Here is a 14,227-nt window from a genome sequence, read left to right as displayed (position 1 = left end):
GCGGCGCAGAACCGCGCGGATCCGAGCCACTACCTCATCCAGGCTAAAGGGCTTGGTGACGTAGTCGTCGCCGCCGACGGTGAGGCCTGTTACCTTGTCATCGGTGTCGTCACGGGCGGTGAGAAACACTACCGGAAAGTGGCGTCCGGCAGCGCGGAGGCGGCGTGTCACCGTGAAGCCGTCCATATCGGGGAGCATGACATCCAGGACCGCCAGATCGGGGTTGTGGGTCTCGGCGGCGGCCAGCGCTTCGCGGCCATTGGCGGCAGCGACGACGTCGAAACCTGCGAAACGCAATGAGGTGGAGAGGAGTTCGCGAATGTTCGGCTCGTCGTCCACTACGAGAAGTCTTGCTTCTGGTCCAGTCTTTTTCACAGTTCCCAGTATCCTCCCAGAAACTGGGAGTTCGCTGGGCGGAACGTGTTAGCTTCCCGTATGTCAGCCTTGAGGGATGTCCGCCGCATCCATAATCCGGTAGGCGTAGCCTTGTTCCGCAAGGAAGCGCTGCCGTTTGGCTGCGAAATCCTGATCGATCGTGTCCCGTGCCACCACCGTGTAAAATCGGGCCGCCCGGCCGTCGGCCTTGGGCCGCAGCAACCGTCCCAGGCGCTGAGCTTCCTCCTGTCGGGACCCAAACGACCCTGACACCTGGATGGCCACCGATGCCTCCGGTAGGTCGATCGAGAAGTTGGCCACCTTGGAAACGACAAGGGTGTGGATCTCCCCGTTCCGGAACTCGCTGAACAGGCGCTGACGCTCCTTCACTGACGTTTCACCCTTGATGACCGGCGCGTTCAGGCGTTCGCCGAGCTCGTCCAACTGGTCGATGTACTGCCCGATCACGAGCAGCTGTTCACCCTGGTGTGACGCAACGAGTTTCTCAACCACATCGGTTTTGGTCTCCGAAGTGGCACACAGACGGTATTTGTCCCCGTCCTCGGCCATGGCATAGGCAACCCGCTCGTCACGGGGCAGGTCTACGCGCACCTCTACGCAGTCCGCAGGCGCAATGTAGCCTTGCGCCTCAATGTCCTTCCACGGCGCATCGTAGCGCTTGGGCCCAATCAGGGAGAAGACCTCGCCCTCTCGTCCGTCCTCCCGGACCAGGGTGGCGGTCAGGCCGAGCCGCCGTCGCGCCTGGAGATCAGCTGTCATCCGGAAAATAGGGGCGGGCAGCAGATGAACCTCGTCGTAGACGATCAGACCCCAATCATTGGCATCCAAGAGCTCAAGGTGTGGGTACAGGCCGCCCCGGCGCAATGTCAGCACCTGGTAGGTGGCGATCGTGACCGGCCGTACCTCCTTCACAGCACCTGAGTACTCGCCAATCTCCTCTTCGGTGAGTGACGTGCGTTTGAGGAGCTCATCCTTCCACTGCCGGGCCGATACCGTGTTGGTGACGAGAATGAGGGTGGTGGTTTGGGATGTCGCCATCGCCGCAGCACCCACCAGTGTCTTCCCCGCCCCACACGGGAGAACGACGACGCCCGAGCCTCCCGCCCAGAAGTTCTCCATCGCCAGCTTCTGGTACGGGCGGAGGGTCCACCCGTCCTCCAGCAGCGCGATTGGGTGCGGCGTACCGTCCACATAGCCGGCGAAGTCCTCGGCCGGCCAGCCCAGCTTCAGGAGCAACTGCTTGAGCTGGCCGCGCTGGGAGGAGTGCACCACAACGCTCTCCCCGTCGATGCGCGGGCCCAGCAGCGGCTGGATCTTCTTGGCGTGCAGCACTTCTTCCAGCACCGGATAATCGGTGGTCCGCAGGACCAGCCCATGCTGCTCATCCTTCTCCAGGCGCAGCCGCCCGTAGCGGGACATGGTCTCCTCGATGTCCACCAGGAGGGCGTGCGGCACAGGGAATCGTGAGTACTTCAGCAGCGTGTCGAGGACATGTTCGGCGTCGAGCCCCGCAGCGCGCGCATTCCACAGCCCCAAAGGGGTCAGGCGGTAGCTGTGCACGTGTTCGGGTGCGCGTTCCAGCTCGGCGAAGGCCGCGATGGCGTGCCGTGCCTCGGTGGACTGTTCGTGGTCCACCTCAAGAAGAATTGTCTTGTCACTCTGGACGATCAGTGGGCCGTCAGGCATCAGTTATTGCCCCTTCGTCGATAGTCAGTAGTTCAACGTCCATGATCCGGTGAATCGAGACGACTTTTTCCACTTCGTTGGCCGGGTCGATGACCCGTACCCGGCCGCCGGATACCGATAGTGGAACAAGGACCTGGCGCGTCGAATTCCCCTGGCTGTCAGCGAACCCGATCCGGACCGGGCTGCGTAACCGGATCGCCTTGCGCAGGGTTTCCAGACCGAAGAGCGTGTCACTCTCAGCTGTCGACATCCCGTCCGCCGACGTGATCCCGGCGCCGCGCAGCGTCGCCATCTGGTTGGCAATGTCCTCGTCGGTGAGTGTCCAAGGATTCAGCGCTACCCGGGATGACGGCGGAGCCGATTTGCCTGGGCCGGCTGTGGCGTCCGTCCGCCGGGGGCCCGACGCAGCGGGGGAGCCCTCAAGCGCTGGGGTATAGCCGAGATCACGCAGAACCGCCGTGAGTTCAGGCCCGGAGGCCTGGGAGATGACGACTGTGGGGGCAAGCTGCACCAGCCCGAGTGCAGACGCGCGGGGGTCGGTCATCAGCGCCGCGAGCGCTGCGTCGTCGTCACTGCGCACATAGCTGTGGGCCCGGCCTACGCGCAGCCGGCCATATCGCGACGCTGTGTCGTCGACCAGGTACTTCAGCGGCTGTGGAACGTCAGTGGCCGAGTGGCGTGCCAGGAACGCCAGAATGGACGAGGCATCCTGCCCGGTGTCGAACGCGCGCCGCAGGGACTCCGCTGAGAATCGGTAGATGCTTGCGGGCCCCTGCCCCTCCGGGGTGGACAGGAGCGCCAGTTCGGTTGCCACCTCGGGTTCAAGGTAGCCGGGCGCGACGGCGGTCAGGTCAGCCTGGAGCATAAAGTGGCGCAGTGGGGCAGGAAGTGCCCGGCGGAGGACGGTGGCGGCGTCGGCGTATTGGCCGGTGGCAGTAAGCGCGCCGAGTTCAGTCAGCGCGCCAGAGCCCACCAGGCCGAGCCGTGAAGCCTCGGTCATCATGCCCGGAACCAGGCGGGCAAATCGTCGCTGCAGCCGGGGCTGGCTCCAGGTAAGCCGCTCGATGACGTCGCTGACCTGGAGCACCGGTGAGACTGACCCGTCGCTGTCCTGGCCTGCGGCGGTGCTGAGCGCCGCCAGCGCTGCCAGCATCCGGGACCTGATGTGTGGCGCGTCGGGACGACCGGCCTCCGCGGCCAGCGCATTCACAGGGCTTCCGGCAGTCAGCAGGGTTCCCACCAGGGAAGGGGCCCGTTGCGAGTCGAGCCAGGACGTGAGGAGACGGTTCCACTGCTCCACCCGGTCCTGACCGCGCCAGAGCGTGCCCGGTTCAACCCTCCACCGGGACGTGTCCACATCGAGGACCAGCAGGCCGGCGAGGGCGCCGAGCTCAACCAGCCAGGCGGCCTGATCGGTGTCGACCCGCAATGTTTCGGCGAGGCGACGTATTTCCCTGACTCCCACACCGCCGGAGCGGAGAGTGGCGATCGGAGCCGAGTCAACGGCTGTCACCAGATCGGTGACCAGTCGCAAAGTCTCGGCCACGGCGCTGTGCGCCGCGTTGTCCCGTAAGCTCTTTCGGATCGTGACCAGTTCGGGAGCGGGCGGGTCGCGGCGCAACTGTTTGATGATGAGGTGGCCGCGCGCTGACCGGCCAACTTCGCGGGGCAGCTCCACATGACCCGGATCCAGGCGGGCGAGCAGACCATGCCGGATCAGCCACTGAATCGGCGAGGAATCGTCCTCGGCGCTTGCCGGTGACGCGCCAACAGGTGATGCGCTGAACTTGCTGAGCAGATCGGCGGTCCGCTCCGGCGCCAGCGCCAGCACTGCGTCCCAGCCAGCGGGGGAGGACACAGCCGCCTGCAGTGCACTGGCCGCGGCATCAGCGGTGCTCACCGATGGAAGATCCAGGCCGCTGCGGCGCAACCGGTCGACGGCGGAGGGCAACTCTGTGGCGTAGCCGGGTAGGAGCCGAGCCAGCAGGGTCAGGTCCCTACCCAGTCCTGCGGGGTAGGGTCCAAGGGCTTCGGTCAGGGAAGCCACCGGAAGGTAGAACCGGCGGTTCCGGTCGGCGGCCGGAGCATCAGGGGGAGCCGGGGCCCGCCGGACCAGGGCGAGGGAATGCAGGCGGGAAAGGACACCGTCAAGGACCTTGACTGTTGACCCGCTGATATCCGGACGGAGCCATGCCGCTGTGGTGCTGAGCCCAGAGTCACCGTGGGTGGAAAGCTGCACGGCAGTGAGCACATCCAGTTCTGGTTCGCTGAGGTTTTCCAGCGCCCGCTGCACACTGACACGGGTAGAAGCGCGGGCGGCGAGTGCCGCGAAATCCGGCACGGGCGGGAGGATCAGATCCGGGCGCGCTGTGAGAAGGTCACGGAGCCGGGCGTCGCTCCGTGCAGCCAAATCGGTGGCCAGATCGCGGATTGCGGACATTAGGTCAACGTTACCCCGTTTGTCGACGGGGGTGACCCGGTTATTCCGCTAGACGCTCGCGAGCACCAGGCGGTCAGGCTCTTTTTCGTGCCCGGATTCCCGAGATCACCATCAGCATCATGAGGACGAATGCGACCGGAAGACAGACGTAGGCGCCAGCAACGAAGCCCGGCCACACGGTGCCCTGGAGGAAAGCAGTGACCAATACTGCGGCAAGGGACAGCAGCCCGATTGCGGCCAGGACAACTGCAGCGATCATGAGGACCAGCCGCGGCAGGTTTCGCTCCGGGCCGTGGGGGCTGTGGTCTGGGAGGTGGTGTGGGGAGGTGTTAGCCATAACGCTAACAGCGTACAAGGTATGCCCACTTCATGAAGCACACTGGTAAAGAGGATATTCTGGGAGACAGAGACTTCCCAACGAGACGCTAACCCGCCGCAATGACCAGGGGCACCGGATCCCTGCAGGGATCGGCACGGTAATCTGGCGTCCGACGCAGAACCTAAAGAACGAGGTAACGACGTGCCTATTGGCAAGGTCAAGTGGTTTGACGCTGAAAAAGGCTTTGGTTTCCTGGCTACCGACGACGGCCAGGAGGTATTTCTCCATGCCTCGGCGTTGCCCGCGGGTGTCACCGAGGTGAAGGTGGGCACCAAGCTGGAGTTCGGCGTCGCCGACGGACGTAAGGGGCTGCAGGCCCTCTCAGCACGCATTCTTGAAGCCCCACCGTCGGTGGCCAAGGCAAACCGGAAGAGCGCCGACGACATGGCTGTCATCACGGAGGACCTGATCAGGTTGCTCGATGACGTCTCCAATGGTCTGCGGCGCGGCCGGTATCCGGACAAGTCGCACGCCGGCAAGGTGGCAGCGGTACTCCGCGCGGTTGCCGACGACCTGGACGCGTAGGCCCAGCGGTGGACTCCGACCTGGAAATCGTCGTGCACCCGGCAGCCTCCCCTGATGCGCCCAGGGCCGAGGCTAACGAGGCGCCCCCTGAGGCAGTCCCGGCAAAGCGCCGCGCGCCGCGCAAGCCTTCAAAACCCGATGCGGTGTTGGCTGAGGCGGTGGAGTTTGCTCGAAGCGGTGTCGACCAAATCGCTGAACCCGGGCAGGTAGGCGCCTACGTGGGTGCTTATCCCGACGCTGAACGGGTGGTTACCCACCGGTTTGTTGCTCATCTGCCCGGCTACGGTGGCTGGCACTGGTTCGCCACCCTGGCGCGGGTGCCGCGCGGTAAGGAACCAACCATCTCTGAGGTAGGTCTGCTGCCGTCGGAGACCTCGCTCCTGTCACCGCCCTGGGTTCCCTGGGCGGAACGGGTGCGCCCCGAAGATTCCGCCAAGGACGAATCAGTTTCACCTGACGCCGCGGGAGGCGAATAACCAGTTGACTCACGGTAGACGTGGAGCGCACCGAGCGGAACTCACCTGATGGGCATGTTTCGCTCGTTGCACATCCATAACTACCGGGTCTGGTTTTTCGGAGCGCTGGTCTCCAATATCGGCACCTGGATGCAACGCACAGCCCAGGACTGGCTGGTGTATGACATTCTCACCGACCAGGACGCCGCCGCGATGGGGATTGTCATGGCGCTCCAGCTCGGGCCGCAGCTCCTGGTAGCCCCCTGGGCCGGACTTATCGCCGATTCGGTCGACCGGCGGAAACTGCTGATCATTACCCAGCTCTCGATGGCGGTGCTCGGTGTTGGCCTCGGGCTGATGGTGGTGCTCAGCGTCGCCGAACTGTGGCACGTCTACGCGTTTGCCCTCGCCCTGGGGTTTGTCTCCGCCGTCGACGCTCCAGCACGCCAAACCTTCGTTTCGGAGCTGGTCCGCGACGACTATCTTCCCAATGCTGTGGCGTTGAACAGTGCCTCCTTCAATGGAGCGCGGATGGTTGGCCCAGCGGTGGCAGGGTTGTTGACGGTAGCGGTCGGCCCTGGCTGGGTATTCATGATCAACGCCCTGACGTTCGGCGCCATGATCTTTGTGCTGATGACCATCAGGCGCTCCGAGTTGCGGGTCCTGGAAAAATCCCCGCCCGGAAAGGGCCGGATCCGCGAAGGCTTCAGGTATGTCCGTAACCGGCCGGACCTGATGATGGTGATGCTGGCCATCTTCATTGTCGGGACCTTCGGGCTTAACTTTGCCGTCTATATCGCTGCAATGGCACGCACAGAGTTCAACAGCGGCGCCGGAGTGTTCGGGGTGCTCTCCTCGGTAATGGCTGTCGGCTCCGTCGCCGGGGCGCTCCTCTCCGCCCGGCGCAGCAAGCCACGCCTGCGGTTCATCTACGGGGCGGCAGCTGCCTTCGGTGTGGCCTGTGCGGCGGCGGCGCTCGCGCCCACCGTCTGGCTCTTTGGTCTCACGTTGGTCCCCGTTGGATTGTTCGCACTCACGCTGATGACCAGTGCCAACGCGTACGTCCAGACCACTACCGAGCAGGTGATGCGCGGGCGGGTCATGGCACTGTACTTCGCCATCTTCCTGGGCGGCACTCCGATCGGCGCGCCGATCGTTGGCCTGGTATCCAATACCTTCGGGCCACGGTGGAGTCTTGCCGTGGCGGCCGCCGCGGGAATCACTGCCGCGCTCGCCGGCATGATCTGGGCCTGGCGGGCCCACCATCTGCGGCTTCGCTATGACAGTGCCCCACGTCGACGCCTGCGGATCGAGACTGACTTCGGGGAACCCGCCGCCGGCCCGCAGCGCTAACCAGCAGGTCTCAGCGCTGACCAATTACGTCGTCGATGCAAGCGAGCAGGGCTGAGATGTCGTCCGGTTCGATCGAGACGAAGGTGGCGATCCGCAGCTGGTTGCGGCCCAGCTTCCGGTAGGGCTCGACGTCGACAATTCCGTTAGCGCGAAGCACCTTTGCCAGCAAAGCGGCGTCGACAGTGTCGTCGAAGTCGATCGTCGTGATGACGTTGGAGCGGTCCTCCACGCGGGTGACGAATGGGGTCGCGACGTCGGACGCTTCAGCCCACTGGTACACCCTGCCGGCAGATTCGGCGGTCCGCGCCGCGGCGAACGGGAGGCCGCCGCTCTGGTTCAGCCACTCAACCTGCGCGTTGAGGGTCACCAGGGTGGCCAGCGACGGCGTGTTGTACGTCTGGTTCAGGAGTGAATTGTCGATGGCCGTTTTGAGACTGAGGAAGTCGGGGATCCAGCGGTCTGTCTCAGCAATCCGGTCTGCTCGTTCGAGCGCGGCGGGGGAGAACAGGCCCAACCACAGGCCGCCGTCGGAGGCGAAGTTCTTCTGTGGAGCAAAGTAATAGACGTCGGAGGCACTGACATCCACAGCCAGGCCGCCAGCGGCTGAGGTCGCGTCGATGAGCACCAGGGAATCCGGCGCCGCGCCGCCCACCCGGTGGACGGGAGCCGCAACCCCGGTCGACGTTTCATTCTGCGGCCAGGCGTAGACGTCGACGCCGTCCTCCGCCTCAGGGGTTGGCCGGGTTCCCGGAACCGAAGTGATGACCGACGATGCCTCGAGGAATGGTGCCCGATGGGTCGCTGACGCGAACTTGGAACCGAACTCACCGAATGAGAGGTGCTGGGCCTTCTGGCGCACCAGGCCAAAGGACGCAACATCCCAGAAGGCTGTAGATCCGCCCACACCGAGAACCACCTCATAGCCGGCCGGCGCACTGAACAGCTGGGTCAGCCCGTCCCTCACCGAGCCCACGAGGTTGCGCACCGGCGCCTGGCGGTGAGAGGTGCCCAAAAGGGTACGGCCGGCCTGAGCGAGCGCTTCCATCTGCTCATCGCGCACCTTTGACGGGCCGGCTCCGAAGCGCCCATCGGCGGGGAGGAGCCCAGCGGGAATCAAGTGGTCCGGGGAAATGCTCATGGTCTCTCCAAGGGGTAAGCGTGCGACGTCGTCGGGATTCATTCTGCCGCACCGTCATTACCCCTGCGGCATTTGTGAACACGGGTCCCAACCGGGCGCCTGGCCGGTGGCTGATTGCTGGGGGTAGCGGGACATGGGTTAACCTTGGGGAGCGTGGATCTCACGTTCGGCGCTGGCGTTAGGCGCCGCGCCACCACCGCGAAAAGCTGCCCCTGTTCCATCCCGCACCAGTGCCTAGGAGCTGAACCGCATGACGGACCTCATCGATACCACTGAGATGTATCTGCGGACCATCTTGGAACTGGAGGAGGAGAACATCGTTGCCCTCCGTGCCCGGATCGCCGAACGTCTCCGCCATTCAGGCCCAACCGTCTCGCAGACCATTGGCCGGATGGAGCGCGACGGGCTGGTAGTGGTCTCCGGCGACCGGCACCTGGAATTCACCGACCTGGGTCGACGTCGTGCCATCGGGGTGATGCGGAAGCACCGGCTCGCTGAACGTCTGCTCTCCGACGTGATCGGACTTGACTGGGCCTACGTCCACGAGGAGGCCTGCCGCTGGGAGCATGTGATGAGCGAACGGGTGGAACAGCGCCTGTATGAGCTGCTGGGAAAGCCCACTGAATCGCCGTACGGCAACCCTATCCCCGGGCTTGAAGCACTGGGTGGTCCTCCCGCTGGAGACTTCATCGATGGTGTGCGCAGTCTCATGTCGGTGATAGGCCCCAACACTGAAGGCTCGGTGATCACCCTGGTCCGGCTCGCGGAACCCATCCAGGTGGACCCGGAGCTCCTTTCCCAGCTTGACGAAGGTGGGCTGAGGCCCGGAACAATCATCAGCGTGCAGGCGGCAGGGGAGTACGTGTCGGTACGGGTGGAGGGCATCGACGGCGCCCTTGAGCTCCCACCTGAAGTCGCGGCGCACGTCTTCGTCTCAGTGCTTCCGGCGGCCGGCTAGGCCGCCAAAACTCACTGTTGCCGCAGCTTATCCACAGGAAAAGATAACGAGCGGATCTCTTTTGCTTATGGTCGCGGATAATGGAAAACTGGCGTTGATACATCAGCGTTATCTAATTCGCACGCCTAACCCTGTCAGTGGATGTAGATAGTGAAACCCGTGGCAGGGGCGGAGGACCCACTAGACGGTGGCTGAAATGCCATCTTGGGGTGAAGTCCTGATCCGGCACCGTTTTGGCGGGGCCGGTCTGGGCCGAGTTTTTCCCGAACTCGAATCCGACAGCTAACTTCGCAGGCATATACGAGAGGGACTCATTGTCGAAGCACAACGCTTCGGGACGCCGCCGCGCCGGCGCCCCAGTACTTGCAGCCCGTCCCCGGGATGCCCAGCGACGAGAACGAGGGCGCCGACCCACCCGGACCGGGAGCCGCGTCTCGCTGACCGGGATAAGCCAGAAGGTTGCCATCGCCGCAGCCGCCTCAGGCCTGGCTCTCACAGTTGCCCTACCCACCACCGCGGCATCAGCACCCACTGACGGCCCGGCCACCGCCGCCGGTGAGGCGACAGCTACCGTTGAGGCAGTTGTCGTTCCGCAGGAAATTAGCGTGCCCGAGGCTGCGCTGGTCGACTTCAGCCGCACCGCATTGCAAAGCACCTTCGACGCTGACGCCAAGCTCACCGAGATCATGGCCGCAGCAGGCTCAGCCGCAGTTCCCGCCGCCGCCAGGGGGTCGCTGTCAGCCCCGATGAAGGAGCTGGTCATCACCTCCCCGTTCGGCTACCGGGTGAGCCCCATTACCGGTATGGGTGGAGAGCTCCATTCCGGTCAGGACTTCAGTAGCTCCTGCGGTACCGAAGTCTTCGCCGCCGCGTCCGGAACTGTCACCTTTGCCGGCTGGCACCCGTATGGGGGAGGAAACCGCGTGGTCATCGATCACGGCAACGGACTGGAAACCACCTACAACCATCTCTCGTCGGGCAGCGCACAGGAGGGGCAGTCAGTGGACCGCGGAGACCTTGTGGCGCAGAGCGGGAGCACCGGAGCCTCAACCGGCTGTCACCTGCACTTTGAAGTGATGGTTGACGGCCAGGCAGTCGATCCCATGGGCTGGCTGTAACCAAGGACACACCGTTCCGTGACCGGAATGTGACATTGTGGTCAATCTGTTGTACCGTCATCCTCGTGCCAAATTCTAATAGGTTTGGCACCCTCGAGTAGATCGCCTAGCTCTGCCACTGCCCGAGGTCCGTTCGCACATTTCGCATGGCAGAGGCGGGGGAACCAATTAGTGGATTTCGCAAGAAATCCTTGGGGTTAAGTCGTGTCCTTCCAGGAGGAACTACACGGCCGGGTGACTCCCATCCGAATCCGACAGCTCACCTCGCAGGCAATTGGGAGAGGCAATCCAACGTGTCAACTAGCTCTTCGCTGGGCCGCCACAGGGCAGTCCGCACTCAGACCAGTCCGCTGAAGGCCATCTCAGCCGCCGTCTCCTCAAACGCTGGATCAGTGGGCCGCCAGGCCGCGGTCATTGTCGCCGCTTCAGGACTCGTCCTGACCGCTGGACTGCCAGCACACGGGATTGGTGAGTCAGAGCGCGTTGTACAGCTCTCCACCCCCCTGAACTCAATTGCTGTCACCGCTGATGCCGTCAGCGCGCCCGCCACCGCCGAAATCACCTTCGACCGCGCGGCCGTCTCGGCTACGCCAGCCGAGGTAAAGGTTGCCCCAGTGGTAGCGGTGCAGGCCGACGTCGTCGGCCCAGTGGCTCCGGCCGCTGAGCCAGTCGTTGAGCCCGCAGTGCAGGAGGCAGTCGAGGTCGCCCCGGCTCCCGCCGAGGCCCCTGTCGCTCCGGCGCCAGCGCCCGCTGCAGTCCCAGCGCCCGTCGCAGCCCCAGTGCCCGCCGCAGCCCCAGTGCCCGTCGCAGCCACAGCGCCCGCCGCGCAGAAGCCAGCACCCGCGGCGCCGTCCGGCCACATCGCCGCCGGCCTCGTGGGATCTGCTTACTCCCAGATTGGCGTGGCACAGGATTGCACAGCCATGGTGGAGAAGGCGCTGCGCTCAGTAGGCATCTCGGTCGGCGATATCGCCCCGGGAGACTTCTTCGCCTTTGGCGCTGTTGTTGGATCTCCCGCGGCGGGCGATCTCGTGATCACCGGCGGCCACGTCGCGATCTACGTCGGCAACGGCCAGGTCATCAGCGGTGGCCTCAACGGCATGAACACTGACCTGCACTCCCTCTCAGACCTTCCCGGCGCCAGCTTCGTTCGCGTTAGCTGAACCCACCCCAAACTTTGGAGAACGCAAGAATGACAACACCTGTAGCTATCGCACGTCACCGCGCTGACAAGCGCCACACCACCAACTTCTCGGCCTTGGCCAAGGCAGTGACCGAGAACGCCGGCGGCGTTGGTCGCCAGGCGGCAGTCATTGCTGCGGCCTCGGGTCTGGTGCTCACCGGCGGGGTATCGGCCAACGCTGCTGATCTCTCCCTGGAATCTGCTGAACGCACCATCCTCACCTCGACGCTTGAGATTCAGGCCACTCCAGCAACTGTCGAGGCGTCCGCTGATGCCGAGGTAGCCTTCAACCGCACCCCGGTCAAGGCTGTAGCCGCACCAGCAGTTGTCGAGGTGCCAGCAGTTGTCGAGGCGCCAGCGGTCACGGTGCAGGCAGAGACTGTGGTCGAGATCGTCGAAGCTCCAGTCGAGGTTCCTGTCGCCGAACCAGCAGTGACTGAAGTTCCTGTCGCCGAACCAGCAGTGACTGAAGAGGTCACCGTGGCCCCGGCAGTAGTTGCTGAGCAGGTCGTTGACGTGCAGGCTGTCACTGCGGCCCCGGCAGCCGAGGCACCAGTTGCGCAGGAAGCGCCGGAAGTATCCTCAGGCGTGGCGGCCACGATTGCTGCAGCAGCTCAGGGTCAACTCGGGGTGACCCAGGACTGCACCCGATTGGTCAGCAACTCTCTCGCCGCAGCCGGGATCAACTTCCACGGTTGGCCCGCCGGATACCTGTCGCTTGGACGCACAGTCGGCGCCGGCGAAGCTATCCCAGGCGACCTGATCTACTACGCCGACGGCGGCGCCGGCGTAGCCCACATTGCCGTCTACATTGGTGGGGGCAAGGCAGTGCATGGCGGATTCAACGGCAACCAGACGGTCGTAGCCCCAGCGGATCTCGGGTCGGGGCCGGTCTTCATTCGCGTCGGCGGCTAAAACTCAAACGTTTCAGCACACAGGCCCGGAGGATCTTGATCCTCCGGGCCTGTGTGCGTCTGGTCCATCCTCCCGCGACACGCGTTGGCGCTCCAGCGCTGGATTAGCTAACGAAGCATCGATCGAACTACCCTTGCTTTTAGTAAGTCAGTTGTAGTCCTGTATTCAGTCACCACGAGGATGCAGGCCTGGAGTCGGCGAAGGGGAATGTGCATGCGCACTCTCGTTCTGAATGCTGGATATGAGCCGCTGGCGGTAGTGACCTTCCGCCGGGCGCTGGTCCTTGTGCTGGCGGGAAAGGCAAGCGTCGTCGCTGAAGGGGAGGATCCGGTGATTGGACCCAATGAAATCCTCTCTCGCCCATCGGTCATCCTGTTGAACCGGTATGTGAAGCTTCCCTACCGCCACAGCGTGGTCGTCACCCGTCGGGGTGTGCTGCGGCGGGATAACCATCGCTGTGCCTACTGTGGAAAGAGCGCCTCCACCATCGATCACGTGTATCCCCGGTCCCGCGGGGGAGACTCCAGTTGGGAAAATCTCGTTGCCTGCTGCCTCACCTGCAACCATGACAAGGGTGACAAGACGCTCGCCGCACTGGGCTGGCGGCTGCGGTCCACCCCCCAGCCGCCACGCGGCGGAATGCACCATTTTCGGGAAATTGAGAAGCCTGCGCCGCAGTGGAGCGCTTTCATCCGGTCGGAGAGCGCCGCTTGAGCAGGTGGGAATCGGTCGACTTCAACGCAGTGGTGCTCTCAGGTGGTCGATCATCACGGCTCGGTGGCACCCCCAAAGCGGGGCTGCGGCTGGACGGCCACACCCTGCTCGATCTCGCATGTCAGGCGGCTGGCGCAGCGAAGAGAGTTGTGGTGGTCGGACCGGCCAGCGATGAAGACCAGGGTGACTCTGCAGGAGCTGGGTCTGGGGTGGGTGGCCGGGAATTTGTCAGCGAATCCCCTCGCTTTGGTGGGCCAGCCGCTGCACTTGCCGCCGCCGTCGACCATCTGGCGCAGGACGCCACGCAGTGGCTGCTGGTTCTCGCCTGCGATATGCCCCGCATCGCTGCCGCGATACCTGAGCTTCTCGCAGCCGTAGCGGAGGACCCCGGCTATTCAGTGCTGGCCCACGACGGGGAGCGGGACCAGCCGTTGGCGGCCGTGTACAGTCTGGCTGCCCTCCGCACGGCGATTGAAGTGGTAGAGAGCTCCGGCGGGGTACAGAATCTATCGATGAAGGCTCTCCTTGCTAGGGTGCAGTGGAGAGCAATCGACGTGCCGCAGGGGAGTACAGCTGACGTTGACACGTGGGCTGACGCCCAGAACCTCGGTGTCTCAGGCGCAGCACCGACCTAAATTTTAGGAGCAGCAATGACAAAGCAGGACCAGATCCTTCAGGAATGGAGCGCCCAACTCCTTGAGGCCTTCGAACTCCAGGGCACAACAATCGATATCGATGACATCCTGTCCCTCGCCGGGGACGCAGCCCACTCAGTTGTTCGCCCAGCAGCGCCGCTGACCACCTTTATTGCTGGGTACGCGGCGGGTCTTGCCGTCGCCAGCCAGCAGGCCACCGAAACGGTGGCGATGGAGTCAGCGATCGAGGCTGCCCGTCGCCAATGCCCAACTGAGGACGCCGCCGGTCCCTCGTCGACGGACGCCTCGTGAACGAGGCGAGTTCGACCGAT

The 14,227-nt window shown here is 64.3% G+C and carries 15 protein-coding genes and 2 riboswitches; of the genes, 10 read left to right on the top strand and 5 right to left on the bottom strand.

Going from position 1 to position 14,227, the window contains the following annotated elements:
- The 4 genes from Y703_RS17865 to Y703_RS0104125 form a co-directional block, all read right to left on the bottom strand.
- Positions 1-375, bottom strand: a 375-nt coding sequence (locus Y703_RS17865) for a response regulator (protein ID WP_035763776.1), incomplete at its 3' end; no start/stop codon positions are given.
- Positions 376-438: 63 nt separating this feature from the next.
- Positions 439-2,082 (bottom strand): DNA repair helicase XPB, encoded by a 1,644-nt coding sequence (locus Y703_RS0104135; protein ID WP_026551699.1) that lies wholly within the window; start codon positions 2,080-2,082, stop codon positions 439-441.
- Positions 2,075-4,522 (bottom strand): helicase-associated domain-containing protein, encoded by a 2,448-nt coding sequence (locus Y703_RS17860; protein WP_051427294.1) that lies wholly within the window; start codon positions 4,520-4,522, stop codon positions 2,075-2,077. Before Y703_RS17860 ends, Y703_RS0104135 begins: the two co-directional genes overlap by 8 nt.
- A gap of 73 nt (positions 4,523-4,595) precedes the next feature.
- Positions 4,596-4,859, bottom strand: a complete 264-nt coding sequence (locus Y703_RS0104125) for a hypothetical protein (protein WP_026551698.1) — start codon at positions 4,857-4,859, stop codon at positions 4,596-4,598.
- A 183-nt stretch (positions 4,860-5,042) separates the two neighbouring features.
- On the opposite strand from Y703_RS0104125, the gene Y703_RS0104120 reads away from it, so the two are divergent.
- Genes Y703_RS0104120 through Y703_RS17850 form a run of 3 tightly spaced genes read left to right on the top strand, consistent with a single transcriptional unit; the run spans position 5,043 to position 7,234 of the window.
- A complete protein-coding gene (locus Y703_RS0104120; protein ID WP_026551697.1) occupies positions 5,043-5,426 on the top strand; it encodes a cold-shock protein in 384 nt (127 codons plus the stop codon).
- 8 nt (positions 5,427-5,434) lie between these two features.
- Complete coding sequence (locus tag Y703_RS17855) at positions 5,435-5,902, top strand: DUF3027 domain-containing protein (RefSeq protein ID WP_051427293.1); 468 nt, start codon at positions 5,435-5,437, stop codon at positions 5,900-5,902.
- Between the two features lie 48 nt (positions 5,903-5,950).
- Positions 5,951-7,234 carry an MFS transporter gene (locus Y703_RS17850; protein WP_051427292.1) on the top strand — a complete coding sequence of 428 codons (1,284 nt, stop codon included), beginning with the start codon at positions 5,951-5,953 and terminating at the stop codon, positions 7,232-7,234.
- A 10-nt stretch (positions 7,235-7,244) separates the two neighbouring features.
- Here the strand turns inward: Y703_RS17850 and serC are convergent, their stop codons facing one another.
- Positions 7,245-8,372: a phosphoserine transaminase gene (serC, locus tag Y703_RS0104105; protein ID WP_026551696.1), complete on the bottom strand. Its 1,128-nt coding sequence runs from the start codon at positions 8,370-8,372 to the stop codon at positions 7,245-7,247.
- A gap of 250 nt (positions 8,373-8,622) precedes the next feature.
- On the opposite strand from serC, the gene Y703_RS0104100 reads away from it, so the two are divergent.
- The 7 genes from Y703_RS0104100 to Y703_RS0104070 all read left to right on the top strand — a co-directional run bounded on the left by Y703_RS0104100 (position 8,623) and on the right by Y703_RS0104070 (position 14,207).
- On the top strand, positions 8,623-9,330 hold the full coding sequence (locus tag Y703_RS0104100) for an iron-dependent transcriptional repressor DtxR (RefSeq protein WP_026551695.1): 708 nt from the start codon (positions 8,623-8,625) through the stop codon (positions 9,328-9,330).
- Positions 9,331-9,442: 112 nt separating this feature from the next.
- A riboswitch (cyclic di-AMP (ydaO/yuaA leader) is annotated at positions 9,443-9,642 on the top strand.
- A gap of 2 nt (positions 9,643-9,644) precedes the next feature.
- Complete coding sequence (locus Y703_RS0104095) at positions 9,645-10,448, top strand: M23 family metallopeptidase (protein WP_253907929.1); 804 nt, start codon at positions 9,645-9,647, stop codon at positions 10,446-10,448.
- A 93-nt stretch (positions 10,449-10,541) separates the two neighbouring features.
- Positions 10,542-10,736, top strand: a riboswitch (cyclic di-AMP (ydaO/yuaA leader).
- 5 nt (positions 10,737-10,741) lie between these two features.
- On the top strand, positions 10,742-11,611 hold the full coding sequence (locus Y703_RS0104090) for an NlpC/P60 family protein (RefSeq protein ID WP_026551693.1): 870 nt from the start codon (positions 10,742-10,744) through the stop codon (positions 11,609-11,611).
- 29 nt (positions 11,612-11,640) lie between these two features.
- Positions 11,641-12,546: an NlpC/P60 family protein gene (locus tag Y703_RS0104085; RefSeq protein ID WP_026551692.1), complete on the top strand. Its 906-nt coding sequence runs from the start codon at positions 11,641-11,643 to the stop codon at positions 12,544-12,546.
- Positions 12,547-12,759: 213 nt separating this feature from the next.
- Complete coding sequence (locus Y703_RS0104080) at positions 12,760-13,260, top strand: HNH endonuclease (protein WP_026551691.1); 501 nt, start codon at positions 12,760-12,762, stop codon at positions 13,258-13,260.
- Positions 13,257-13,895: a molybdenum cofactor guanylyltransferase gene (locus tag Y703_RS0104075; protein ID WP_026551690.1), complete on the top strand. Its 639-nt coding sequence runs from the start codon at positions 13,257-13,259 to the stop codon at positions 13,893-13,895. Before Y703_RS0104080 ends, Y703_RS0104075 begins: the two co-directional genes overlap by 4 nt.
- 15 nt (positions 13,896-13,910) lie before the next feature.
- The gene (locus Y703_RS0104070; RefSeq protein ID WP_026551689.1) at positions 13,911-14,207 is read left to right on the top strand and encodes a DUF6457 domain-containing protein; all 297 of its coding nucleotides are present in this window, start codon (positions 13,911-13,913) and stop codon (positions 14,205-14,207) included.
- Positions 14,208-14,227 lie beyond the last annotated feature (20 nt).

The sequence above is a fragment of the Arthrobacter sp. H20 genome (assembly GCF_000520515.1).
In the GTDB taxonomy this organism is placed as follows: domain Bacteria; phylum Actinomycetota; class Actinomycetes; order Actinomycetales; family Micrococcaceae; genus Arthrobacter_D.
Note: the sequence above shows the minus strand (reverse complement) of the source record. Positions and strands in the feature narration are given on the sequence as shown.

Excerpts from the sequence above, each read along its gene's own strand:
- Y703_RS0104100 (WP_026551695.1), top strand. The coding sequence starts at position 8,623 with ATGACGGACCTCATCGATACCACTGAGATGTATCTGCGGACCATCTTG.
- Y703_RS0104080 (WP_026551691.1), top strand. The coding sequence starts at position 12,760 with ATGCGCACTCTCGTTCTGAATGCTGGATATGAGCCGCTGGCGGTAGTG.
- Y703_RS17850 (WP_051427292.1), top strand. The coding sequence starts at position 5,951 with ATGGGCATGTTTCGCTCGTTGCACATCCATAACTACCGGGTCTGGTTT.
- serC (WP_026551696.1), bottom strand. The coding sequence starts at position 8,372 with ATGAGCATTTCCCCGGACCACTTGATTCCCGCTGGGCTCCTCCCCGCC.
- Y703_RS17860 (WP_051427294.1), bottom strand. The coding sequence starts at position 4,522 with ATGTCCGCAATCCGCGATCTGGCCACCGATTTGGCTGCACGGAGCGAC.
- Y703_RS0104135 (WP_026551699.1), bottom strand. The coding sequence starts at position 2,082 with ATGCCTGACGGCCCACTGATCGTCCAGAGTGACAAGACAATTCTTCTT.
- Y703_RS0104125 (WP_026551698.1), bottom strand. The coding sequence starts at position 4,859 with ATGGCTAACACCTCCCCACACCACCTCCCAGACCACAGCCCCCACGGC.
- Y703_RS0104070 (WP_026551689.1), top strand. The coding sequence starts at position 13,911 with ATGACAAAGCAGGACCAGATCCTTCAGGAATGGAGCGCCCAACTCCTT.
- Y703_RS0104085 (WP_026551692.1), top strand. The coding sequence starts at position 11,641 with ATGACAACACCTGTAGCTATCGCACGTCACCGCGCTGACAAGCGCCAC.